This is a genomic window from Ruegeria sp. BG3 (assembly GCF_056538485.1).
Genome location: NZ_JBQFTE010000011.1, coordinates 179,111 through 201,887 on the forward strand (window position 1 = coordinate 179,111; position 22,777 = coordinate 201,887).

19 protein-coding genes are annotated in these 22,777 nt (G+C 59.2%); 10 read left to right on the top strand and 9 right to left on the bottom strand.

What is annotated here, in order from left to right:
- Positions 1–43: 43 nt before the first annotated feature.
- The 7 genes from pcaD (at position 44) to ACR0AI_RS17985 (ending at position 6,034) form a co-directional block, all read left to right on the top strand.
- A complete protein-coding gene (gene pcaD, locus ACR0AI_RS17955) occupies positions 44–832 on the top strand; it encodes a 3-oxoadipate enol-lactonase (RefSeq protein ID WP_480676046.1) in 789 nt (262 codons plus the stop codon).
- Positions 833–843: 11 nt separating this feature from the next.
- The gene (locus ACR0AI_RS17960; protein WP_480676048.1) at positions 844–1,557 is read left to right on the top strand and encodes an alpha/beta fold hydrolase; all 714 of its coding nucleotides are present in this window, start codon (positions 844–846) and stop codon (positions 1,555–1,557) included.
- 97 nt (positions 1,558–1,654) lie between these two features.
- The gene (locus tag ACR0AI_RS17965; protein WP_480676050.1) at positions 1,655–2,854 is read left to right on the top strand and encodes a TCR/Tet family MFS transporter; all 1,200 of its coding nucleotides are present in this window, start codon (positions 1,655–1,657) and stop codon (positions 2,852–2,854) included.
- Between the two features lie 81 nt (positions 2,855–2,935).
- Complete coding sequence (locus tag ACR0AI_RS17970; RefSeq protein WP_480563341.1) at positions 2,936–4,027, top strand: Zn-dependent alcohol dehydrogenase; 1,092 nt, start codon at positions 2,936–2,938, stop codon at positions 4,025–4,027.
- Positions 4,028–4,031: 4 nt separating this feature from the next.
- Positions 4,032–4,400 (top strand): hypothetical protein, encoded by a 369-nt coding sequence (locus ACR0AI_RS17975; protein ID WP_480676052.1) that lies wholly within the window; start codon positions 4,032–4,034, stop codon positions 4,398–4,400.
- 1 nt (position 4,401) lies between these two features.
- Positions 4,402–5,634 carry a mandelate racemase/muconate lactonizing enzyme family protein gene (locus ACR0AI_RS17980; protein ID WP_480676054.1) on the top strand — a complete coding sequence of 411 codons (1,233 nt, stop codon included), beginning with the start codon at positions 4,402–4,404 and terminating at the stop codon, positions 5,632–5,634.
- A 112-nt stretch (positions 5,635–5,746) separates the two neighbouring features.
- A complete protein-coding gene (locus ACR0AI_RS17985; RefSeq protein ID WP_170555798.1) occupies positions 5,747–6,034 on the top strand; it encodes an ArsR/SmtB family transcription factor in 288 nt (95 codons plus the stop codon).
- Between the two features lie 34 nt (positions 6,035–6,068).
- Here ACR0AI_RS17985 and ACR0AI_RS17990 read toward each other — a convergent pair whose 3' ends face one another.
- Positions 6,069–9,065: an ABC transporter transmembrane domain-containing protein gene (locus ACR0AI_RS17990; RefSeq protein ID WP_480676128.1), complete on the bottom strand. Its 2,997-nt coding sequence runs from the start codon at positions 9,063–9,065 to the stop codon at positions 6,069–6,071.
- A 216-nt stretch (positions 9,066–9,281) separates the two neighbouring features.
- Between ACR0AI_RS17990 and ACR0AI_RS17995 the strand changes: the two genes are divergently transcribed.
- Complete coding sequence (locus ACR0AI_RS17995; RefSeq protein WP_480676056.1) at positions 9,282–9,671, top strand: DUF3307 domain-containing protein; 390 nt, start codon at positions 9,282–9,284, stop codon at positions 9,669–9,671.
- A gap of 4 nt (positions 9,672–9,675) precedes the next feature.
- On the opposite strand, the gene ACR0AI_RS18000 is transcribed toward ACR0AI_RS17995, so the two are convergent.
- From ACR0AI_RS18000 to ACR0AI_RS18035, 8 genes are all read right to left on the bottom strand, one after another.
- On the bottom strand, positions 9,676–10,407 hold the full coding sequence (locus ACR0AI_RS18000; protein ID WP_480676058.1) for a hypothetical protein: 732 nt from the start codon (positions 10,405–10,407) through the stop codon (positions 9,676–9,678).
- 55 nt (positions 10,408–10,462) lie between these two features.
- Positions 10,463–11,767, bottom strand: a complete 1,305-nt coding sequence (locus tag ACR0AI_RS18005; protein WP_480676060.1) for an NAD(P)/FAD-dependent oxidoreductase — start codon at positions 11,765–11,767, stop codon at positions 10,463–10,465.
- Complete coding sequence (locus ACR0AI_RS18010; RefSeq protein ID WP_170377578.1) at positions 11,764–12,438, bottom strand: TetR/AcrR family transcriptional regulator; 675 nt, start codon at positions 12,436–12,438, stop codon at positions 11,764–11,766. Before ACR0AI_RS18010 ends, ACR0AI_RS18005 begins: the two co-directional genes overlap by 4 nt.
- Positions 12,439–13,992, bottom strand: coding sequence for a trimethylamine methyltransferase family protein (locus tag ACR0AI_RS18015; RefSeq protein ID WP_480676062.1), 1,554 nt, complete (start codon positions 13,990–13,992; stop codon positions 12,439–12,441).
- The gene (locus ACR0AI_RS18020; protein ID WP_480676064.1) at positions 13,992–16,394 is read right to left on the bottom strand and encodes a GcvT family protein; all 2,403 of its coding nucleotides are present in this window, start codon (positions 16,392–16,394) and stop codon (positions 13,992–13,994) included. The genes ACR0AI_RS18015 and ACR0AI_RS18020 overlap by 1 nt, the downstream gene beginning before the upstream one ends.
- Before the next feature lie 112 nt (positions 16,395–16,506).
- On the bottom strand, positions 16,507–17,136 hold the full coding sequence (locus ACR0AI_RS18025; protein WP_480676066.1) for a glutathione S-transferase family protein: 630 nt from the start codon (positions 17,134–17,136) through the stop codon (positions 16,507–16,509).
- Positions 17,137–17,156: 20 nt separating this feature from the next.
- Entirely contained in the window at positions 17,157–18,305 is a 1,149-nt protein-coding gene (locus tag ACR0AI_RS18030) for an acetate/propionate family kinase (protein ID WP_480676068.1), read from the bottom strand.
- A gap of 53 nt (positions 18,306–18,358) precedes the next feature.
- Complete coding sequence (locus tag ACR0AI_RS18035) at positions 18,359–18,856, bottom strand: class I SAM-dependent methyltransferase (protein WP_480676070.1); 498 nt, start codon at positions 18,854–18,856, stop codon at positions 18,359–18,361.
- A 232-nt stretch (positions 18,857–19,088) separates the two neighbouring features.
- Between ACR0AI_RS18035 and ACR0AI_RS18040 the strand changes: the two genes are divergently transcribed.
- Positions 19,089–20,861, top strand: coding sequence for an ABC transporter ATP-binding protein (locus tag ACR0AI_RS18040; RefSeq protein ID WP_480676072.1), 1,773 nt, complete (start codon positions 19,089–19,091; stop codon positions 20,859–20,861).
- Entirely contained in the window at positions 20,854–22,764 is a 1,911-nt protein-coding gene (locus ACR0AI_RS18045; RefSeq protein ID WP_480676074.1) for an ABC transporter substrate-binding protein, read from the top strand. The genes ACR0AI_RS18040 and ACR0AI_RS18045 overlap by 8 nt, the downstream gene beginning before the upstream one ends.
- Positions 22,765–22,777 lie beyond the last annotated feature (13 nt).

Below are 22,777 nucleotides of genomic sequence, written 5' to 3' on the forward strand. Positions count from 1 at the left end.
GTTTGTGCAATCTGCACGCAAAGGCCGAGTAAGGAACCAAAGAATGACGATCGCTGATCTGGGTGGCGTTCAGCTGAACTACCGGATTGATGGCGCGCCAAACGGAGCGCCCATCGTGTTTGCAAACTCGCTGGGCACCAATTTGCACCTGTGGGACGATGTGCTGCCACATCTGCCCGACGGTCTGCGGATCATTCGCTATGACAAGCGGGGCCACGGACTATCCTCGGTCCCGCCTGCGCCTTATGCCATGGGCGCGCTGATCCGCGATGCCGAGGCGCTGCTGGATCATCTCGAAATCCGGGATTGTGTCTTCGTTGGCTTGTCGATTGGTGGTATGATTGGCCAAGGGCTGGCGGTGAAACGGATGGATCAGGTCCGCGCGCTGGTACTGTCGAACACCGCTGCCAAGATCGGGATGCCGAAAATCTGGCAGGATCGGATGGAGGCCGTCCGAACCGGTGGAATCGAAGCGTTGGCCGACGCGACGATGGAGAGGTGGTTCTCGCGCGATTTCCGGGCCGCCAACCAGCACCTCGCATGGCGCGAGATGATGGTCAGCCAGCCGTCCGAAGGGTATCTGGGCTGTTGTGCCGCCATTGCGGGCACCGATTTTTACACGCCGACCAGCGGCCTGCGCCTGCCCACCCTTGGGATCGCGGGCAGTGAGGACGGCTCGACCCCGCCGGATCTGGTACGCGAAACGGTGGACCTGATCCCCGGCTCGCGGTTCGAATTGATGCGCCGGGTGGGCCACCTGCCCTGCGTCGAAAAACCCGCTGAATACGCTGCCCTGTTGCGGCAATTTCTGACCGAGATCGGTCACATCTGAAGGAGCGTCCCTTGGCCGAATTTCTATTGGTCCATGGATCCTGTCACGGCGCCTGGTGCTGGCGCGACCTGATACCCGAGCTTGAGGGTTTCGGCCACTCCGCCCGTGCCATCGACATGCCCAGCCACGGCTCGGACCCGACACCGATCTGCGATGTCACGCTGGAGAGCTGCCGAGACGCCGTGCTCGCGGCCTCAACACCAGACGCGATCCTTGTCGGGCATTCTTGGGGCGGCTACCCGATCAGCGCCGCAGCTGAGGCTAATCCACGCGCCATGCGCGCGCTGATCTATCTTTGCGCCTATGTCCCTCAGGACGGGTTGTCTCTGGTCGACATGCGCAAACGTGGGCCTGAGCAAACCATTGGCGATGCGGTCGACAAATCCGCCGATGGGCTGTCCTACACCGTGCATCCCGACCGCGTTCATGACCTGTTTTATCATGATTGTAAGCCTGAGATTCTGCCCTATGCCTTTGCTCGTCTCTGCCCGCAGGCCATCAAGCCGCAGGACACACCGCTTTCAATAGGGGATCACTTTGACCATGTCCAAAAGGCCTATATCCGCACCACCGAAGACCACACTATCCCTCCGGCCTATCAGAAAGATATGAGCGAGCGAATTCCAGCGCATTTGCGGCGGGATATCGACAGCTCCCACTCTCCGTTCTTCTCGCACCCGCGCCATCTGGCGCAGATACTGGATGAGCTGTCGGACAAGCTGTAACTGACTGACCATACGTCATCCGGCTTGGCTACACTGCGCCCTTCCCTCATCCTGCTGGCCCCTCTAGGGTGAGCGAAGCGTCATATAGCCGGGTTCCATGCGTCTGCCATTTGTCTTTGTTCTTTTGACCGTCATGATTGACGCGATGGGTATCGGGCTTGTGATGCCGATCATGCCGAAACTGATCGTCGAGGTTCAGGGCGGAACGCTTGCCGACGCCGCACTTTGGGGAGGCGTCCTAAGCACTGCCTTTGCCGCCATGCAATTCGTGTTCGGTCCTATTCTGGGCAACCTGTCAGACGCCTATGGCCGTCGGCGTGTCTTGCTGGTCTCGTTGTTTGTGATGGCTTTAGACTATGTGGTCATGGCCATCGCGGGCAGCATCTGGTTGCTTTTGATCGGCCGTCTTGTCGGCGGCATCACCGCCGCAACCCACGCGACCGCGGCTGCCTTCATGGCAGATGTCTCGAAACCCGAAGACAAAGCCGCCAATTTTGGCCTGCTCGGTGCGGCTTTTGGCATGGGATTTGTTCTGGGTCCCGTAATGGGCGGCCTGCTTGCCGAATACGGAACGCGCGCGCCTTTCTGGGCGGCCGCAGCACTGTCCGCTCTCTCGTTCGGCCTCGGGCTGATGGTTATGCCCGAGACGGTCACAGACAAAACCCGCCGTGCCTTCAGCGTGCGACGCGCCAACCCTGTCAACGCGTTAAAGGCCATCGCCGCACTGCCCGGAGTTCGCCCCCTACTGTGGGTCTATTTCCTCTACTCAGTGTCCATCTACATCTACCCCGCGATCTGGTCCTATTTCACGACCGAGCGTTTCGGGTGGTCGCCTCAGATGATCGGGCTGTCTCTCGGCGTCTATGGCATCGGCATGGCCGCCGTTCAGGGCGGTTTGATCAGACCCGCGACCCGTCATCTTGGGGAGCGCATGACCATTATCTGCGGCATGGGTTTTGAGGTCATCAGCTTCGCTCTGCTCGCCTTCCTGACCAATGGCACTATCGCCCTGATGCTGATCCCGATCACCGCCTTGGGCGCGGTGATCACGCCCGCGCTGCAGGCATTGACCTCGCGCGCGACGCCGGATTCGCAACAGGGTGAGCTTCAGGGCGTCCTGACGTCTCTGCACGCCTTGTCTATGGTGATCTCGCCTCTGTTGATGACCAGCGTGTTTGCGTGGTTCATCCGGCCCGACACCGCGCTCTATCTGCCCGGAGCGCCGTTCCTCCTGGCACTGGTCCTTATGGCTGCCGGGTTTGTCCTGTTTCTGCGCGCCAGGCCTGCCGTGGCGTAATACCGACGTACCCGTGACGGTTTCCGTCTTGCGAGATGCCAATTCCCGCGCCACCGTGAACCAAACGAAGCGAGGGACGACATGCAAACCATCAAAGCCGCCGTATGCCGGGCGTTCGGGGAACCTCTGACCATAGAAGAGGTCCAACTGGCCGCCCCCGGCACCGGCGAAGTCGAGGTTACACTGGACGCGGTGGCCATCTGCCATTCGGACATCTCATATGCCGATGGTGCATGGGGCGGATTTCTACCCGCTGTCTATGGGCATGAGGCCGCAGGGGTGGTCAGCGCAGTTGGAGAGGCCGCAGGGGATTTCAAACTGGGCGATCCAGTGGTCGTGACACTGATCCGGGCCTGCGGCTCCTGCCCTTCATGTGCAGGTGGCAAACCCACGATCTGCGAAACCCCCTATGACACGGTCAAAGGTCCTTTGCGTACGAGCGACGGAGGGCCTTTGGAACAGGCGATGGCCTGCGGGGCCTTCGCCGAGAAAGTCGTCGTCAGCCACCGGCAGATCGTTCGGATTCCGGAAAGCCTGCCCAAAGACCTCGCCAGCCTGTTGTCCTGTGGTGTGATCACCGGGGTCGGCGCAGCGGTGAACGCCGCAGGTTTGCGCCCCGGGCAAGACGTAGTGGTGATTGGCGCGGGCGGCGTGGGCCTTAACGCCATCCAAGGCGCTCGGATTGCCGGCGCGCGCCGTATCGTTGCGGTCGACATGACCGAAGAGAAGCTTGAAATCGCCAAAGAGTTCGGTGCCACCCACGGCGTCCTCGCCAGTCTTAAAGAGCCATGGAAAGCGGCTTACAAAGCGCTGGGCGGGCGCGGTGCAGATGCAGTATTGATCACCGTCGGTGCGATCCCTGCCTATGATCAGGCCCCACGGTATCTGGGTCTGGGCGGCAAAGCCGTTATGATCGGCATGCCCCATTCCGGGGACGAAGCCAGCTATGAGCCGGTGATCCTCGCCGCGTTGGGACAGGGTTTGGTAGGGTCAAAGATGGGCGACGTGGTTATCCAGCGCGACATCCCGTGGATGATCGACCTCTATGAGCAAGGGCGGCTGAAGTTGGATGAACTGGTCTCGGGCCGCTGGTCTCTGGATCAGATCAATGAGGCGATTGCCGATACCAAAACCGGATCTGCCAAGCGCAACGTGATCCTCTTCGACAGGTAGGCCGATGCTGCGTTTCCTGACCGATCTCTTCAAACCCGAGGCGGCGAAACCTGCGCCGTCCACCTCGGAGACGTCAATGAATTTCGATCTGGCAGAGGTACCTCCTTTTCTGACCGGCCTCGCCAACAATCCCCGGTTTGGTCTGCCCAAAGCTCTGGTCACCCAGATCGCTGACAACCTGTCGGATTTGCCCGTGGACCAAAGCAGCCGCTGGCAGATCGAGGGCAGTTTCGACGGCAAACCAGCGCTGATCGAAATTCAGGCTTTCATGGACGACATCGACGCCCCGGATATGGCGTTCTTTGGCAGCGCCGAGGTGGTGGCCGAGATTGACCGCGAACTCATTGCCTTTGACCAAGCACGAGAGGGCTAGGATGAAACTGCAAGACCTCGATATCATCGTCACGGCCCCGCCAGCCCCCGGTTGGGGCGGGCGCTATTGGATTTTGGTCAAGCTGACCACGGATACAGGCATCACCGGCTGGGGCGAGTGCTATGCGTCGTCAATCGGCCCCGACGCTATGCGTCACGTGATCCGGGATGTGTTTGACCGCCACATGCAGGGCGAGAATCCGGAAAACATCGAGTTGATGTTCCGCCGCGCCTATTCCTCGGGCTTTACGCAGCGCCCGGACTTGACTGTGATGGGGGCGTTTTCGGGGCTTGAGATCGCGTGCTGGGACATTCTGGGCAAAGACCGCGACCGCCCGGTCTATGCGCTGCTCGGTGGCAAGATGAATGACCGTATTCGCGCCTATACCTATCTCTACCCACTGCCCCAGCATAACCTTACCGACTTTTGGACCTCGCCCGAACAGGCAGCTGAGGCTGCGGCCGATGCGGTCCGTCGCGGTTTTACCGCCGTCAAATTTGACCCCGCCGGTCCTTATACGATCCGGGGCGGGCACATGCCTGCGATGTCAGATATCTCTCTGTCCGTTGCGTTTTGCAAAGCGATCCGCGAGGCGGTAGGCGACAAGGCTGATTTGCTGTTTGGGACCCATGGCCAGTTCAACACCGCAGGCGCTATCCGCTTGGGTCAGGCGCTGGAACCATACTCTCCGCTTTGGTTCGAAGAACCCACTCCGCCCGACAATATCGAGGACATGGCCCGCGTCGCTCGCAACGTCCGAATCCCCGTCGCGACCGGAGAGCGCATGACCACCAAAGCCGAATTTGGCGCGGTTCTACGCGCGGGCGCGGCAGAGATTTTGCAACCGGCTTTAGGGCGCGCAGGCGGCATTTGGGAAATGAAGAAAGTCGCCGCAATGGCCGAAGTGTTCAACGCGCAGATGGCCCCGCATCTTTATGCCGGGCCGGTGGAATGGGCTGCGAATATCCATCTGGCGGCCTCTATCCCGAACCTGTTGCTACTGGAGACCATTGAAACGTCCTTCCATGACCAGTTGATCACGGGCTCAATCCGGGTTGAGGACGGGTTCGTGACCCCTCCGACCGCTGCAGGGCTTGGGATTGAGGTGGACGAAGATCTGGCACGCGCACATCCTTACAAAGGCGACGGGCTTCACCTTCAGATGCAGGAAGAACCGTGCGATTATGCTAATGGTAACGCCTTTCAGGGTGGGGCTCCTGCATCTGAGGGGTGACATTATAACGTTTCTTAGGGCATAATGTCAGAAGACCTAGTTGAAGAACGATTGACCGGTGACACTGAAAGACAGCACCACTCACGCCCCGGCATCGGACGGATTGGCGGAAATGAAAGACAACGCAGCCCGTGCCGCCGCGTTTCTGAAAACGCTCGCGCATGAGGGCCGCCTGATGATCCTGTGCCACCTCGGAGACGGTGAGAAGTCGGTGGGAGAGCTGGAGGCGCTTTTGCAAATCCGGCAAGCCGCCGTCAGCCAGATGCTGGCCCGCCTGCGTGAGGATGGTTTGGTCTCGACCCGGCGCGCGGGGAAAACGGTGTTTTATTCGCTTGAGGATGGCAACACGAAACAAGTGATTGAGTTGCTCTATCAACTGTTCTGCAAGCCGAAAGACTGACAGTAGAGAGTTTCGGGGTTAACCCGAAACGGCTCTAGTTCGACACATATCCCGCGACCACCTGCAGCAGCTTGAACGCCGTCGCCGCGTCGTTCTCGACCACGGCCAGGAATTCCTCTTCCCCGATGCGCAAGCAGGAAAGATCGGTTTCGGCCACCATGCTCAACGCGCGGGGCTCTTTTCGGATCAAGCCCAACTCGCCCACCAACGCCCCCGGCCCGACGCGCAGGATCAGCTCATCCGGCGTGCCCGCTTTAGGCAGATACAACCCCGCTTCGCCTTCGAGGACGACGTATGCACCATCCGTGGGTTGGTCATCTTTGAGGAAGATCACCTGTCCGGCAGAGGCATCAAACCACCGCGCACCAAAGGCCAGCAGGCGCAACTGTCGCCGATCAAGGCCCGAAAACAGCGGCGTCTGCTCTAGGGCGCGCAGCTTGCGGGCCAAGTCGGCCGAGGCGGCACTATCCTCTTCCACATCCCCCGGTCCTTCATCCGTGACAACCCGACCTTGCCGTATCTCGACATACATGTCGAAGACATCGGGGTTTTGGAATTGATCGTTCAGATAGATGACCGTGGTTTCGGGCAACAGCGCGCGCAGGTTTTTGTAGACCGCAACCTGCGTCTGCATGTCATAGCTGGCCAGCGCGTTTTCCAGGATCAGGATGTCGGGCTTCTTGATCGTCGCTCGGGTGAACGCCAGGGGTTCGGCAAAGACTGCGGGCAGGTTCTGGCCACCCAGCGCGACCGGCACATCATAGATCAACTCAACCACCAACGGACGCGCGCCGTGTTCGGCCAGAACGTCGACAATCAGTTTCCGCACCTCGTCCGAGCGCGCGCCGCCGATCTCACTGACCTTGCCGAACAGAGCGTTCTCCATCACGGTCAGGCCTGGCGCGACGGCTTCGGGGTCCAGAGGCACGAAGACGTCCATCAACGGCCGCATCAGCTTTTCCGAGTGGCTGTGGCGCAGCTCCAGAATACGATCCTTTAACTCATCCGAAAAGGCCGGGCCGATCTGTTCAGCCGAGACGACCAGAGGCACCGCCAGCAATGTTGCCAGTTGTTCGTCGTCCAACCCCTCAGCGCCTTCCTTGCGGGTGCGCTCGACCAGTTCGACGGCTGTTTCATAGGTCTGCGCCTCAAGTCCCAACTTGCGGAACAGCGGGTGATCTGTTCCATCCAGGCCAAAGATCTGGCGCAGCATGTCGATCACATCACGGGTCAGCGCGATAAGAGTCTCGTCCAACCCCAGTTCGCGCAACTGACCCAGAAAGACTCTCTGCTGTGCCAACAGCGCTTGCGTGACCGGTACACGGGGCGTGGCAAAAAGAAGGTTCTCGGCCACGGGCAAGGCCGGGTTATAGGTGGACTTGTCGAAGATCAGCGCCTGCTGCTCAAGCCCTGCCTTCTTCACCGCCTGCTGCACCAACGGTCGCAGCTTGACCAGTTTCTGCGCCAGTTCCGGATGCAGTGCAGCGTCGAAAACCTGCTCGGCCCCGCGCTGGAACAAGGCCGCGCCTGACCCCATTCCATCAATCAGTTGCAGCCACCAATCTCGCAGGGCATCCGCCGATTCCAGCCCAGCGAGAGACGGGTCCAGCCATTCGGCCTTGAAGGGGTCGGTGCTGTTGCCCGCCCGCAAGGTTTCGGCAAATCCGGGATCGTCGCCCCCCTCCGACAGGGGCTTGTAGCGCATCGGCATCATCACATTATCGCCCAGCGTTCCCTGAAACATCACCGGCCGCGATGACGCATAGCCGATCCGCGCGGCGACGACGCCCTGATGCAGTTCGGCCAGATTCTGCTCGCCAATATGGACACGCCCAGCGCTCGGCAGGATTTCACGGGTCAGCAGCTCGGCAATGGCGCGGCGGTCTTCTTCGCTAGGCGCGGCGATGCCGATTGTCTTTCCATGCGGGAAGGTCAGGTTAAGATCGTCCAGGATCTGGTTTCCGTCCATATCGCGCACCGACACCCGATCCAGAGCGATGTCGCCATCAAGATGCGGGCGGGTCTTTGGCTCACCCTCAAACAGCGCCTCATCCTGCATTCCAGCCGGCGCAAACCGTTCGATCACCACATCCCAACGCAACGACATATCCTGCGTCTGGTTGTAGTAGGTCAGCAGTTCCTTCCACGGAGAGCTGAGATCTTTATACGCAGCCAACGCCGCCACCAGCGCGCCCAGCGAGACCGAGCCCTGCAGGACCAGCAGACCGCCCACCAGATAGAACATGAACGGCGTCAATTGCGAGATGAAGTTGTTTATGAACTTCATAAAGAACTTCTTCTGGTAGATCTCGAACCGGATTCCGAAGAGCCGCCCCAGTTGATCCGAGATCATGGCCCTGCGATACCGCCACCCCCCATTTGCGCGTAGGGTTGAGGCCCCAGCCGCATTCTCGCCAATCTGAGCGGCAAGGATGCGTACCTCCTGAATGCGCTTTTTGTTGAGAAGGTTGATCTGGCGCTGCAGCTTGGGAATCAACCAGGCCTGCACGGGGATCAGCGCCACCGCAGCCAGACCAAACCAAACGCTTTGCAGAAACAGAAACGACAGGATGGTGATCATCTGCCCCGCTTGCAGAACCGGCTGGCTGATCGCATCCCCCATCAGCCCGCCCATCGGCTCGCTTTCGGCGGTGATCATCGAGACCATCTCGCCTTGGCTGACACGCTCGAAATAGGGCTGGGGAAAGCGCAGGGCGCGGCTGATCAACTGATAGCGAAAGCGGCGCAGCATCCGCTCGCTCAGGACACCTTTCATGGTGTTGATGCGCATTTTCATCAGCCCGTGGGCCAGCACCGCCGCCAGAAAGGCAAAGCACAGAATAATCAGGAAATTCGTCTGCTGGAGGCTGTAACCCCAAACCTGAACCACGCTGCTCGAGGCACCAATCGCGTCATTGATAATGCGTTTGGGCAGCTCAAGCGTGAGATAGAGTAGCGGAAACAACGTCGAGGTCACGGCCAGCAGGATCAACTGGTCGCGCTTGGAGTATTTCCAGATGAAGCGGAAAATCGTGCGTTCTATGGAACCTGTCCCTGCTTTTGATCAATGATCCGGTTTCGAAACGATGCACGGAAAATTAACAGTCTGAATTTACAGTAATCTTGCTTTGCTAGGCAAATAGTTTCCGACAAAGTGCTAATCTTTGCGCATGTGTGAACTAGTTCATTTGCCTACACGCATTTTAGCGCCTAGAGTTCCCTTTAGGACGATATCGGGAGGATACGTTTGCCCGAAAGCTATGGTGCCGTGTTGCTGTTGCTCTGCTTGCTGCAGATCAAACATATGTTCGCGGACTTCTATCTACAGACGCCCAAGATGCTGACCGGGCGTGGCGAGTATTTTCATTTGGGACGCGCGCAACATGCAGGGGTGCACGTTGTGGGCTCGGCCCTTATTTTTTTGCTGTTTGGCGCACCGGTCAGCTTTATCCTGATCATCTCGGCCCTGGAATGGATCATCCATTTCAACATTGATTTCGCCAAGGCCAGCTATTCCGAAAAGAAAAAGCTACAGCCCAATCAAGCCGCATTCTGGCGGGCAACTGGTCTGGACCAGTTGATGCACAGCCTGACCTATATTGCCATGGTTTGGGCCTGGATCGCTTTCTCCGTCTGAGCCCTTAGGCAACGCGGTCCATTTGCGCAATCTGATAAGCGGACATCCAAAGACCGTCCACTGTATCCAATTCGTCCGGATCAAACTGCTGCTGGGATTCCCAATACCGCCCGGATGGCACATAATAGCCGAGGCGATCTTCGGCCTCCAACGCGTCATGCGCGCCAACGGTCGACGGCATCGGTGCGTCTTCCATCCGTGACGCGGGAAGCGATGGATAGAGCAGCCTGCTTTCACCCTCCGACAAGCGCACCATGCGACAGCCCTGCGCGGCAGCGAAAACGCCCAATCTGGCCGATTTCGCCTCAAGCGACCGCAATGAGATGTCGGCACGCAGCGGATCAGCGGTTCCGTTGCCGTAGAAATGCGTCTTCCCCGACCCGGGATAGACCATATCGCAGCCGAAATAGGCAATCACCGACGGAGCAAGGGCGGACAGCGCCCAATAGCCTGCGGTAAACGCCATGGTGCCCCCCGCATAGACAAAACCGCCATAGGCGTTTTGCCGAGGCACGTAGTCTTCGGCTGTCACGATCCTTTGGCCTTTTGTTAGGGCTGTGGGTCGGTTTTCCGGCGGAAAATCCTCAGGGTGGATTAGGATGTCCCAATCCGGACGAATACGCCATGCGTTGTTGATGGCCACGATATGCGTGAACGGCGTCCGATCCCAATCTCGGGCGGCCACCGCTGAAGGCGCACTGCCAAGGATCAGTACTTTGTTTGGCGTCTTAGGCATCACGTATCCGCTCCATTTCGCATTTACGTGATGTTAGGGCCAATTGTCGGGCTGACTACCCCAGAACGGAAAAACTGCTTTCTTCGTTGATCGGGCGGTTGCGCGAATAGAATCCCACATCAATCACGCGTTTGATGTAAGGCAGTTCGAACTGCAGCGGTTCGGCATCGTGGTCCTTACCGCCCTCGCAATAGTCGATCAGAGCCGTCATCATCTTGCCCGCAATCGGCGCGTTCTTGTATTGGTTCCCGCTGGTGCCGCAGGCCATGTAGAATCCCGGCAAGCTGGATTTATCGTAGATCGGAATCCAGTCGGTCGACGCATCATAGAGATCAACCACACCCCGCGTTTTGGACGGAATACCAAGGCTTGGCACCCGCTGCGCATAGCGCATCGCCTGCGTCGTCCACTGATCGGTGAAATCGCGGTTATATGACTTGTCGTCCTTGCACCATTGATGCGGATCGCATTCGGGATCCTCGGACCCCACGAGGATGTGGTTGCCATGCTCAGGGCGGCAATAGCAAGCGATGTCACTATCCGAGACAATGGTTCCGTTGTTTTCGAAATCGAACCCCTCAGGCGCGGGAACATGGACCACTTCCTGCCGCAGAGGACGGGTTTCGATAGTCATGTCGTCAAGAACGCCAGCCATGCCGTTGACAATGGCCGATCCCGGCCCGGCCACGTTTACCACGACCTTGGCACGAATTTCTTCGCCCGTAGCCAGTTTGACACCCGCCACGCGCCCGTCCTCAATGAGGATCTCAACAACCTCGGCCCCAGTACGCAACTCGGCCCCGTTCTGGATTGCCGCATCCATCAGGTTCTGCGCCGAAAGAGCCGGGTCGGTGACATAGCCTGCCTGAGGCCAGAACACGCCACCTTGCATCTTGCGCCCGTTCGGTTGTCCGAACTCCGGGTCGTCCATCCGGCGGGCGGGGGCGAAGCTTTCCAGAGAATATACCGGCAGGCGTTCGGTGACCGTCTCGGGCGACCATTCCTCGAACGGGCAGTCCAGATCCGCACTGTTTTGCATGTGTTTTTCAAGCATCCCGTTGGCGTCTGTTTTCATCACCAGACAACCGGTCTCGCGAAACTGCGCCAGATTGGCATCTGCGGGCAGTCCCAGATACTCGGCCCAATCGCGCCAATAATGGTAGCCCTCCCACGCGAAAGCCGTGCCATCGAACGTCGAATAGTGCATACGGATGATCGCGCAGGACCCCGCGGTCGAGCCATGGCCGACCTGCGTATTGCGGTCCAGCGAAAGGGTTTTCCATCCGGCCTTGGCCATCTCGAACGCGATGGCCGCGCCAATGACGCCTGTCCCGATTATGATTGCATCTGGTTGGCTCATTCTGTCTTTCCTTCCCAAAAGCGCTTGGAATAAGCGCGAAATTCTTCAATTTCCTCGGCCCGAGGCTGAACCCCTGTGAAAGCATGCAGGTAGTGGGGCACCAACGAAAGCCGCGTTTCCATCGGCTCGTTTAGCTGCGCCAGATCATACCCAATCTGCATGTAGTAAAGGACGCGCGCCCGTGTTTCGGCCTCAATGTCCGAATAGCCAAACCGCGCAAACATCGCGTGCAGCGCCTTGAGGCGTCGTGCGTCGGATTGATCCAGCGCATTGCGCACTTTGCCTGATTTGCGGGCCCAGTCCCGGATGGCAAAATCAAGTGCCGTGTCGAACAAATCCGTGTTCACCACGCATCGCTGCACGTTGCAGACCGCGCTGGTAATTGTCTCGGCCGGGGCCTCGGCCTGCGCGATCAACGCCGCCGTATTGGTCGCCTGCCACCGCGCCAGCAAAGCATCCAGAAGCTCCTGCCGCGATTTGAAGTACCAGTAGAAAGACGAGCGGGACACGGCCATGCGCTCGGCCAGGTTCATGACCTTGATCTGATCCACCCCGTCCGAGATCAGCACGTCCATCGCCACATTCAGCCAGTCATCCCGCGTGACTTTGATATTGCCGACCAGAGGCTCGGCCTTGGGGTCATCGCGGTGCAGGATCGGTTTGGTGCTCATTCAACTCTCCGGCGGAGCGCCGCCTTCGGCAGTTCGCTTCGCGATGAAATCGTGCAAGGCCCCTAGTCGATCGCTATCGCCAGCGGGCGGTTTGAAATCATTCAGGATACCTTTCCAAACACCTGTTGCACGTTGATTGGCATCGACAGATCCACGCTCGGTCCAGGTGCCGAAATTGGCGTAGTCATGAACATGAGGCTGGTAGAATTCGGTATTGTAGCGCTCCATCGTCTGGGACGAGGCAAAGAAATGCCCGCTGGGGTCAACCTCACTCAGGGCGGTATCAAAGCCGATTTCGGCCTGTCCGGCCTGCGCGCCGGCACACAGTTCAGCTACCATGTTCAACACTTCGGCATCACAGATCATCTTCTCAAACGACACGGACAGCCCGCCTTCGAGCCAGCCTGCCGAGTGGATGATCACCGTCGCCCCGGCCATCAAACAGCCCCAGAGGCCAAACTGGTTTTCATTCGCGGCCTGAACGTCGTTGATGTTCGAAGCCGACCCGGCCGCCGACCGCCATGGTAGGCCCAAGAACCGTGCCAGTTGGCCTGCCGCCAAAGACGCCTGGAAATGCGATGGCGTCCCAAAGGCCGGAGCGCCGGATTTCATGTCGACGTTGCTGGTGAAGGTTCCATAGCAGACCGGCGCGCCAGGGTTCGTCAATTGCGTCAGGGTCACAGCCGCCAGAGCCTCGGCATGGGAAAGCGTGATGGCCCCCGCGACCGTGATCGGGGCCATCGCCCCCATCAGGGTGAACGGCGTTACGATCGACATCTGACCATGTCGCGCAAAATCGATCAGCCCTTGCGCCATCGGGATATCCAGCGTGCGCGGGCTATTGGTGTTGATGATCGTATAGCAATGCGCATTGCCCCGGAACTCAACATCCGAAAGCCCTCGTGCGATAGACAGCATCTCAAAACTGTCCAACACCTGTGGGGTGCCGCGCGAGAAGAAGAAGGGGAACTTATCCGTCAACTCCATCTGCGCCTGCGTCGTGAAATAGTGGCGAAGATGGGTCGGCACATCCTGCGGCTCGACCTGAGGCGAAATCATCTGGAAGACATCGAAGTGATGCGTCAGCTTCAGGAATTCAATGTAATCCTGACCCGACGCCGGTCGCCTGCCCCGTTCCAGATCGGTTGCGTTCGGGGCACCTGCACCCGGTTGAAACACGAGCGAACCCAGTTCCAGCTTAAAATCGCGGTCCCGCGCCCCGGCATGACACGCGATGGATTTGGGGGCCGAAGCCACGGCGGCCTCAACCAAATCACGCCCGATAAAGACCATCTGAGTATCTTCGTCCACACGCGCACCAGCCTTGGCAAAGATGCGGCGGGCTTCGGGCAGCAGGACTTTCACCCCAAGGTCCTGCAAGACGCGCAGCGCTGTCTCATGCATGTCCGCGATCTGATCCTCGGGGAACACCTCCATCTGCGGAAAAGGGTTGCGCAGCTGGCGGTAGTTCACATCGCGCGAGGGCGGTGGTGCGGCATCTGCACCCCGCCCGCGCCGTCGCCGACCACGCTCGGATGTTTGTGAGATCACCATCAGCCCCTCATCGCCTTGCCCTGCGGATCGTAAGGAGATGGCGCAACCACGCGCGCAGGCCGTTCCACACCAACCACATGCACGGTCAATTCCGTCCCCGGTTCGGCCTTGTCGCGATTGATCAGCGCCATTGCCAGAGACTTGCCCGTGTAGTGGCCGTAGCCGCCCGAGGTGACAAAACCCACGCGTTCGCCATTGGACCATATCGGCTCATACCCGCTGGCGTCGGCATCCACGGCATCGACCTCAAGCGTCACCTGAAGCTGAGCCGGGCCATTGCCGTCACGCTCGGCCACAGCTGCCTCTTTCCCGACGAAATCCTTTTCCCAGTCGATCCAGCGATCCATTCCGGTCATGCCCGGCGTATAGGCTTGGGTAAACTCGGCGGACCAGATGCCGAAACTCTTCTCCAATCGGGTTGAGAGCATGGCATTGAACCCGCATTCGCGGATGCCTTCGTCAGCCCCAGCCTCCAAAAGCATCCGGCGCAGCTTGATGTGATCGCCGTAACGGCAGTTGATCTCATACCCCTTTTCACCGGTCACCGACATGCGGGCGACGCGGGTGCGGACCAGACCGATATCGAAATCTCCACAACCCATGAATTTCAGGCCTGAGATATCCTGTTCCGCCAGCTTCTCGACCACCGCCTGCGATTTCGGGCCGACCACGGCAAAACCGCAATATTCCTCGCCCAGATCACGGACAGTCACGCCGTCCATCATGTGATCGTCGAACCAGCGCATGTGCCACGCACGTAGGTAGTAACTGCCCATGATCCACCAAGTTCCGTCACCCCAGTTCAGCACAGTCAGGTCGCCTTTGAGCCGCCCCGTCTCACCCAGCATCGGAGCCAGCTTGGCGCGCCCCGGCCCCGGCAGTTTCGAGGCCATGACCTTGTCCAGCCAGGCCTGTGCATTCGGACCCGTCACCTCGAACCGCGAGAAACCCGAGATGTCCAACAGGCCAACACCTTCACGGAGCGTCTTGCATTCCTCCGCCACGATGTCATGGGCGTTCGACCGCTTGAGGGTCGGCGTTTCCTCGAACCCTTTGGGCGCGAAATAAAGCGGCACCTCCAGATCCCAGCTGACGCCCCATTTGCACCCGGCCTCAGTCATCGCATCATGCGCCGGGGCCATCTTCAGCGGACGTCCTGCTGGCAGTTGCTCATTCGGGTAGGTCATCACGAAACGGCGCGAGTAGAACTGACCGGTCGTTTCGCGAATGTAACGTTTGTTCTGCGCGAAATCGCCATAGCGAGCGACGTCCATTGGCCATGCGTCGGCCTCGGGCTCACCATGGATCATCCACTCGGCCAGAGTTTTGCCAACGCCGCCGCCCTGCAAGAACCCGGCCATCACGGCGCAGGCCGACCAGTAGCCACGCTTGCCCGGAACCGGACCGACCAGAGGGTTCCCGTCGGGCGAGAAGGTAAACGCGCCATTGACCCATGTCTTGATGCCGACATTCTGGATCGAGGGATAGCGCTCAAAGCCCAGCGTCAGCTCATTCTCGATGCGGTCGAGCTGCTCTTGAAACAGTTCCTCACCATAGTTCCAAGGCGCCCCGTCCATGGCCCAGTGCTCGTGGTCGACCTCGTAGATGCCAACCAGAACGCCCTTCTGATCCTGCCGCATATAGGTGAAGCCTTCGAGGTCGACAGTCATCGGCATCTCGAACTCGGCCTCGGCAACATCGGGCACTGTGTCGGTTATCAAATAGTGGTGCTTTAGCGGAGAGACCGGCAGCTCCACCCCCGCCATACGGCCCACTTGCTTGGCCCAAAGGCCCGCCGCGTTCACCACATGCTCGCAAGTGATCGTGCCCTTGTCGGTCACGACCTGCCAGCCATCGGCGGTCTGCGTCAGGCTTTCGACCTTGGTTTCCTCATAATATTCCGCGCCACGCTTTTTTGCCGCCGTCGCGTAGGCCTGCACAGTGCCGGTTGTGTCGATATAGCCTTCGCGATCCGCCCACATCGCGCCCAACACGCCATCGGTGGACATGATCGGACAACGTCTCTGCGCCTCTTCCGGGGTCAGAAGTTCGCAATCATCGATGCCGATGGATTGGAAGATGCGGTAGTTTGCCTGCAGCCATTCCCAGCGTTCAGGGGTGCCCGCCAGCGTCAAACCGCCAGTCATGTGCAAGCCGATATTCTGGCCTGATTCCTTTTCGATCTCACTGAGCAGGTCGATGGTGTAGGCCTGCAAGGACGCCATATTCGGATCCGCGTTCAACGCGTGAATACCACCCGCCGCGTGCCAGGATGACCCCGAGGCCAGCCTCCGCCGCTCCAACATGACGACGTCCGACCAGCCGAACTTGGCCAGATGATACAGGACCGAGGCCCCAACGACACCGCCTCCAATGACCACAACGCGATACTGAGATTTCATCCTGCCCTCCGCTGCACGACTCGGATGAAACGCTAGTGGCACTGTTCACTTCTGTCTAGACATTTCTGTACAGTGTCGAGCGCAAGCTTGTGTCAGCCAATTCAGGTGCCTTTTAAAGGCTGGCGCTGGGCCGGGATTTGATCCTGTCGAACCAGGCTTGAGTCGCGGTACTAGCTTCCGGGATACGCATTTTGATCACGCGAGCGAAATCGACAAAGACGAATCCGGTGATATCGGCGAGGGTGAAGTCCTCGCCCGCCAAAAACGGGCTGCCCTGTAAATGGTCCTCGAGCAAATCGAAGAACGCCCCCACCCTGTCGCGACCCCGTTGCGCAAGCTCGGGGATCTGCGGATAGTTCTCTGGTCCCGGAATAGGACGATCCTTGAAAGCAGGATGGCCGTTGCGTAGGGCTTCGGCGATAGGCATACCGCCTTGCTGCTCGACGATTGCGTTCCACATCAAAACACGGCCTTTTTCATCCGGCGTCTTGCCCAGCAATGGGGGTTCTGGGCTCTGCGCCTCAAGATATGCAGCAATCCCAAGGTTCTCGGTCAGAATCGTGCCTTCATCGGTCACCAGCACTGGGATCGTGGCCCGAGGGTTAACGGCGCGAAAAGCATCGCTCAACTGCTCTCCCTCCGCGATCGAGATTTGCCGAGTTTCAATCTCCAAGTCTTTTTCGGCAATGAACATACGCGCGCGGCGCGGGTTCGGAGCAGTGGCGCAGTCGTAAAAGATCATCCGTTTTCCCTCTTTCGTGTTTAGCTCAAAGCCTTGGCGACCGCCCGCGCGATCACCCGTTCTTCGTCGGTCGGGATCACGAGCACGGGTATACCGCCGTTCGATATCACCGTCGCGTTTTGGGCGTTGGCCTCGGCGTCCAGATGGATGTTGAGAAATCCCATCCCATCCAGCACGCTCTGGCGAATAGGCGCAGCGTTCTCACCAATGCCGCCGCAGAATACGACCGCATCCACCCCTCCCAGAACGGCCGCCATCGCACCCAGCTCCCGCCTGATCCGGAAGACATAGTAGTCTATCGCCTCACGTGCATGTGGGTCATCGCTTTCCAGCAATGTGCGCATATCGTGGCTGATCCCGCTGAGGCCAAGCAGGCCACTTTTCTTGTAGAGGATATGCGTGATCGCCTCGGCAGAGTGACCTTGCTCCATCAGATAGAGCAACACGCCGGGATCAAGCTGACCACAACGGGTCCCCATTGGCAGCCCATCAAGCGCGGAAAAACCCATGGTTGAGCCGATACTCTTTCCGTTGGCCACAGCGCACATCGAGGCCCCGTTGCCCAGATGCGCGATCACCACCCGGCCTGCGGCCAGATCCGGGAATTCCTCAGCCATCTTGCCGGTAATGTAGTCGTAGGACAGTCCGTGGAACCCATAGCGCCGAACGCCCTTCTCATAAAAGCGGCGCGGGATGGCGAACGCGTCGTTTACAAACGGATGGCCGACGTGAAAGGAGGTGTCAAAACACCCAATCTGTAACGCACTCGGGAAAGCCGTTCGTGCAGCGCAGACGGCCGCTAGATTGTGGGGCTGATGCAACGGGGCCAGTGACGAGAGCGTTTCAAGCTGGGCCAGCACGTGATCGTCCAGAACCGTGGGCCCTTCGAAGGTCTGTCCGCCGTGGACAATACGGTGGCCTACACCGACGATTAGATCCGATTGAAGCAGAGGCTCAAGGGCCAGCAAGATCGCAGTGACCCCGGCCGCGTGGTCAGCAGGCCCGATCTCGCGTGTCTCATGAAGCCCGTCGCCGTTGATTTGCAATTGGGCGACCGGTCCCAGATTGTCCACCTGCCCGTGCCACAGCAATTCGGGTTCAGCGTCGGCCTGGTAAACTCCGAATTTGATGGTCGAACTTCCCGCATTCAGCGTCAGGATGGCCTGCATTGCGTTCCTCCGGTTTGCTTAACCTTTTGGTGGACCCGGACGCGCCTAAGGCGTCACCGCCGGTAGATAAAACAGCGCCCCTCGACCGCGCCCTCGGGCAAGGGCAATTCAGTCAGCGCATTGAAATACATTCGATCACTGGAAACCATCAGGCCACCCGGCGCCAGAAGCGGTTCAATCAAAGGCGAAACAAACCGCGCGAAGGCGTCGTTCTTTTCGCGATTGTGCCCACCCAGATCTGCATGGATCAGGCTGGCCGTCGCACCAAACCGATCCACAGAGGCTGGCAGAGTGTCCCGCACATCGCCCAAAATCACCCGACCCTCGGGCGGGGTTGAGTCGGGATGTGAAGCCACCGCGCGTTCGAACACGAAAACTGGGCGATTCTGAATGTACTGGATCATGTGGTGGTAGGTTCGACCGTTACCCAGGCCCAGCTCGAACACCGGCCCGGACATGCCTCTTGTCTGCTCGATTGCAAAATCCAGGCAGGCGCGTTGCGACACCATGCGGTCAATAAACAGATCAAGTCGGCTTTGGTTTTCGGGCACAGGGGATTCTCTCTTTGATACTCAACGCCAGCTTAAATGGTGCTGGTCACGAACTTGATGGCAAAAACTCAACTGTTTGTGTAGTTGTAGAGGCGAAAGTTTCACATTCCCGCGACATTTCAGCCTAAGAACGGGTTTGACGAGTCGGGTGAAACCGCGCGACAGTAAGTCAAAAAAACGGGGAGAATAAAAAGCCGATGCTCATCTACGGCCAAACGGGTGGAAAACCCGAATGACTGCGTTGTTGTCTGTCAGAGATCTCAGCATCGGTTTCGGCACGGCGGACTCAGTCGTGCGAGACGTGAATTTCGATGTGGAGGCCGGACAGACACTTGCTTTAGTGGGTGAGTCGGGCTCGGGCAAAACAATCTCCTGCCGGGCCGTGTTGCGTATCCTGCCTCGCGTAGCGCAGATTCGCAGCGGCTCGATTATTCTGAATGATTCCAAGGGCAAGGCCGACCTGACGCAAATCAACGAGCGGGAGATGCGCAGCATTCGCGGCAACCGCGTCTCGATGATCTTTCAGGAACCGATGCGGTCTTTGTCGCCACTGCACAAGATCGGCAATCAGGTCAGCGAGGTCCTCTGGCTGCATCGCGGCGCGTCCGAGGCGCAGGCCCGTAAGGAAGTACTGACCCAGTTTGAACGCGTGGGCTTTCCAGATCCCCAGCGGGCCTATGACTCCTATCCGTTCGAGCTGTCGGGTGGTATGCGCCAGCGCGCCATGATCGCCATGGCGATGGTCTCCAAGCCCGAACTGCTAATTGCTGATGAGCCGACCACAGCGTTGGATGTGACCACGCAGGCGCAGGTTTTGGGGCTGATCAAGGAGCTTCAGCGCGAAACCGGGATGGCGCTGATCCTTGTTACGCACGATCTGGGCGTGGTGGCCAATATGGCCGAGCAGGTCGTCGTCATGCACAAGGGCCGCGTGATGGAGGCAGGCCCCGCCGCCCCCATCCTGACCGCGCCGGCCCATCCTTATACCAAACAACTGTTCGATGCGGCCCCGGCCATTCCAGATCAGGACGCCGTCGGCATTCCGATGCCGGACGAAGACCTGATCCTGCATATGAAAGGGGTCTCCAAGACCTATACGATGCGCTCTAGCAAGGGCTGGCAGGCCGACAAACAGATCCATGCCTGTCGCAGCGTCGATCTGAAGCTTGCACGTGGCAAGACACTGGCGATTGTCGGCGAAAGCGGCTCTGGCAAGACCACCGCCGCCCGGATTGCCCTTGGCGCCGAACTGCCCAACCCAGGCGGAGAGGTTCTGTTCTGTACCGCCCAGGGCGAAGACCCCATCCCGGTCCACCAGATGACCCGCGCCCAGCGCACCGCGTTTCAGCGCAAGGCGCAGATGGTGTTTCAAGACCCCTACAGCTCACTCAGCCCACGGATGCGAATACAGGATGCGATGACCGAGCCGCTGGAAATCCACCGTATCGGTTCGGTCTCGGAGCAACGCGACAAAGCCGCCGAGATGCTGCAGCGCGTGGGGCTGAACTCGGACATGCTGAAACGCTATCCGCATGCGTTTTCCGGCGGGCAGAGGCAGCGCCTGTCTATCGCCCGCGCCATGATGCTGGACCCGCAATTGATCGTCTGTGACGAGCCGACCTCGGCGCTGGATGTCTCGGTTCAGGAACAAATTCTGACACTGTTGGAAAACCTGCAGGACAGTCTGAACCTGTCCTATTTCTTTATCTCTCACGATTTGGCCGTCGTGGCCCGCATCGCTGACGAAGTTGCCGTGATGCGTCGGGGCTTGATCGTCGAACAAGCCCCGCCCGAAACACTCTTCTACAATCCGCGCCATCCTTACACCAAGGCGTTGATTGCCGCTCAACCAGAACCCGACATCAACCGCCCGATTGACCTGCAAATGGTCTCTCTGGGTGCCGGCGCGCCGGACAGTTGGGATGAGGCCTTTCGTTTCTCGGACACCGTGATACCTTCGCTGGTGGAATTGGAACCGGGCCATAAGGTACGTTGCCATGTTTAAGACCACTCGCCCTTTGATCCTGGCCGCCGCTCTGGCCTTTGGCTGGACACTGCCTGTGCTGGCCGATTTACCGGTCCCACAAGAGAGCAACTTTTGGTCGGCTGAGGTAAATGCGGGCGATCTGCCCCCGGTTTCGGAGCGCCTGCCCAAAGACCCTCTGGTGGTGGATCTGGCCGCCAAGGGGCGTGAATTCGGCACTCCTGGCGGCACCATGCGGACCATGGTGACCCGGTCCAAGGATATCCGCCAGATGGTCGTCTACGGTTACGCCCGGTTGGTTGGGTTTGATGGAAACTACAATATAGTGCCGGACATTTTGGCCTCGTTCGACAATGACGAGAACCGCAAGTTCACTCTGCATTTGCGCGAAGGACATAAGTGGTCGGATGGCTCGCCGTTTTCCTCCGAAGATTTCCGGTACTGGTGGGAAGATGTCGCCAATAACGAATTGCTCAGTCCCTCCGGGCCGCCTGATTTTCTGATCGTCGATGGTAAGGCCCCTACTGTCTCTTTCCCGGACGAGACAACCGTGATCTACGAATGGGATGATCCGAACCCGGATTTCCTGCAAACACTAGCACAGGCCAGACCGCCCTTCATCTACCGCCCGTCGGCTTTTCTGAAACAGTATCACGAAAACTATGTTGATCCCGAGGATCTGGCCGCGCAGGTCGATGATGCCCGCGTCAAAAGCTGGGCGGCCCTGCACAACAAGCTGGACAACCTTTACAAGTTCGACAACCACAAGCTGCCCACGCTTCAGCCTTGGCTGAACGCAAGCTCGGGCAAGAAAATCCGCCACAATTTCGTGCGCAATCCGTTCTACCACCGCATCGACTCCAAAGGGGTGCAACTGCCCTATATCGACGTGGTCGAGATGGAGATTGTGGCCCCCGGACTGGTGGCAGCAAAGACCAATGCGGGTGAGACCGACCTGCAGGGACGTGGTCTGGCGTTCCGGGATGCCTCGATCCTGAAAAAGGGTGAGGCGGTTGGCAACTACAAGACATTGCTCTGGAAAACTGGCGTGGCCTCACAGATCGCAATCTATCCGAACCTGAACTACGCGGATGAGGTTTGGCGGGATGTGATGCGAGACGTTCGCGTGCGCCGCGCCCTGTCTTTGGGGATTGATCGCAAGACGATCAACCAAGCGCTCTATTTCAAACTGGCAAAACCGGGCGCGATGGCGGTTCTGCCAGCCTCACCCTTCTATAGTGAGGAAAACGCCCAGGCCTGGGCCCAGTACGATCCGGATCTGGCGAACGCGCTGTTGGACGAGGCTGGGCTGAACGAGCGCGACAAGAACGGCATTCGGCTGTTGCCCGACGGCCGCCCGATGGAGTTGATCATCGAAACCGCTGGTGAGCGGCAGGAGGTAGAAAACGCCCTGCAGATCGTAACCGACACATGGCGCGAGATTGGCGTCGATCTGGTGATGCGCCCGCTGGATCGCGATATCCTACGCAACCGGGTTTTTGCAGGCAACACCATGGCCTCGGTCTGGTTCGGCTGGGACGACGGGCTGCCCCAAATCCACACCTCGCCTGCCTATCTGGCCCCGACGGATCAGGTGTTTCTCGCCTGGCCAAAATGGGGACAGTATTATCAGACCGGCGGCGAAGTGGGTGAGGCCCCCGACATGCCCGAGGCTGAGCGCCTGATGACTTTGGTCCATGACTGGGAGACTGCCACAACAGATGAACAGCGCGCTGCCGTCTGGACCGAGATGTTGGAAATCCACGCTGACCAGCTATACGCGATCGGCATTCTGAACGGCGCGCCGCAGCCCATTGTCGTCTCGAACCGTTTGCGCAATGTCCCCGAACAGGCCATGTGGGCATGGGAGCCCGGTGCGCATTTCGGCGTCCATCGCCCGGATGAGTTCTTTTTGGTCGACTGAGCAGGAGCAGCTA

Excerpts from the sequence above, each read along its gene's own strand:
- pcaD (WP_480676046.1), top strand. The coding sequence starts at position 44 with ATGACGATCGCTGATCTGGGTGGCGTTCAGCTGAACTACCGGATTGAT.
- ACR0AI_RS17965 (WP_480676050.1), top strand. The coding sequence starts at position 1,655 with ATGCGTCTGCCATTTGTCTTTGTTCTTTTGACCGTCATGATTGACGCG.
- ACR0AI_RS17970 (WP_480563341.1), top strand. The coding sequence starts at position 2,936 with ATGCAAACCATCAAAGCCGCCGTATGCCGGGCGTTCGGGGAACCTCTG.
- ACR0AI_RS17975 (WP_480676052.1), top strand. The coding sequence starts at position 4,032 with ATGCTGCGTTTCCTGACCGATCTCTTCAAACCCGAGGCGGCGAAACCT.
- ACR0AI_RS17980 (WP_480676054.1), top strand. The coding sequence starts at position 4,402 with ATGAAACTGCAAGACCTCGATATCATCGTCACGGCCCCGCCAGCCCCC.
- ACR0AI_RS17985 (WP_170555798.1), top strand. The coding sequence starts at position 5,747 with ATGAAAGACAACGCAGCCCGTGCCGCCGCGTTTCTGAAAACGCTCGCG.
- ACR0AI_RS18000 (WP_480676058.1), bottom strand. The coding sequence starts at position 10,407 with ATGCCTAAGACGCCAAACAAAGTACTGATCCTTGGCAGTGCGCCTTCA.
- ACR0AI_RS18005 (WP_480676060.1), bottom strand. The coding sequence starts at position 11,767 with ATGAGCCAACCAGATGCAATCATAATCGGGACAGGCGTCATTGGCGCG.
- ACR0AI_RS18010 (WP_170377578.1), bottom strand. The coding sequence starts at position 12,438 with ATGAGCACCAAACCGATCCTGCACCGCGATGACCCCAAGGCCGAGCCT.
- ACR0AI_RS18015 (WP_480676062.1), bottom strand. The coding sequence starts at position 13,992 with ATGGTGATCTCACAAACATCCGAGCGTGGTCGGCGACGGCGCGGGCGG.
- ACR0AI_RS18020 (WP_480676064.1), bottom strand. The coding sequence starts at position 16,394 with ATGAAATCTCAGTATCGCGTTGTGGTCATTGGAGGCGGTGTCGTTGGG.
- ACR0AI_RS18025 (WP_480676066.1), bottom strand. The coding sequence starts at position 17,136 with ATGATCTTTTACGACTGCGCCACTGCTCCGAACCCGCGCCGCGCGCGT.
- ACR0AI_RS18030 (WP_480676068.1), bottom strand. The coding sequence starts at position 18,305 with ATGCAGGCCATCCTGACGCTGAATGCGGGAAGTTCGACCATCAAATTC.
- ACR0AI_RS18040 (WP_480676072.1), top strand. The coding sequence starts at position 19,089 with ATGACTGCGTTGTTGTCTGTCAGAGATCTCAGCATCGGTTTCGGCACG.
- ACR0AI_RS18045 (WP_480676074.1), top strand. The coding sequence starts at position 20,854 with ATGTTTAAGACCACTCGCCCTTTGATCCTGGCCGCCGCTCTGGCCTTT.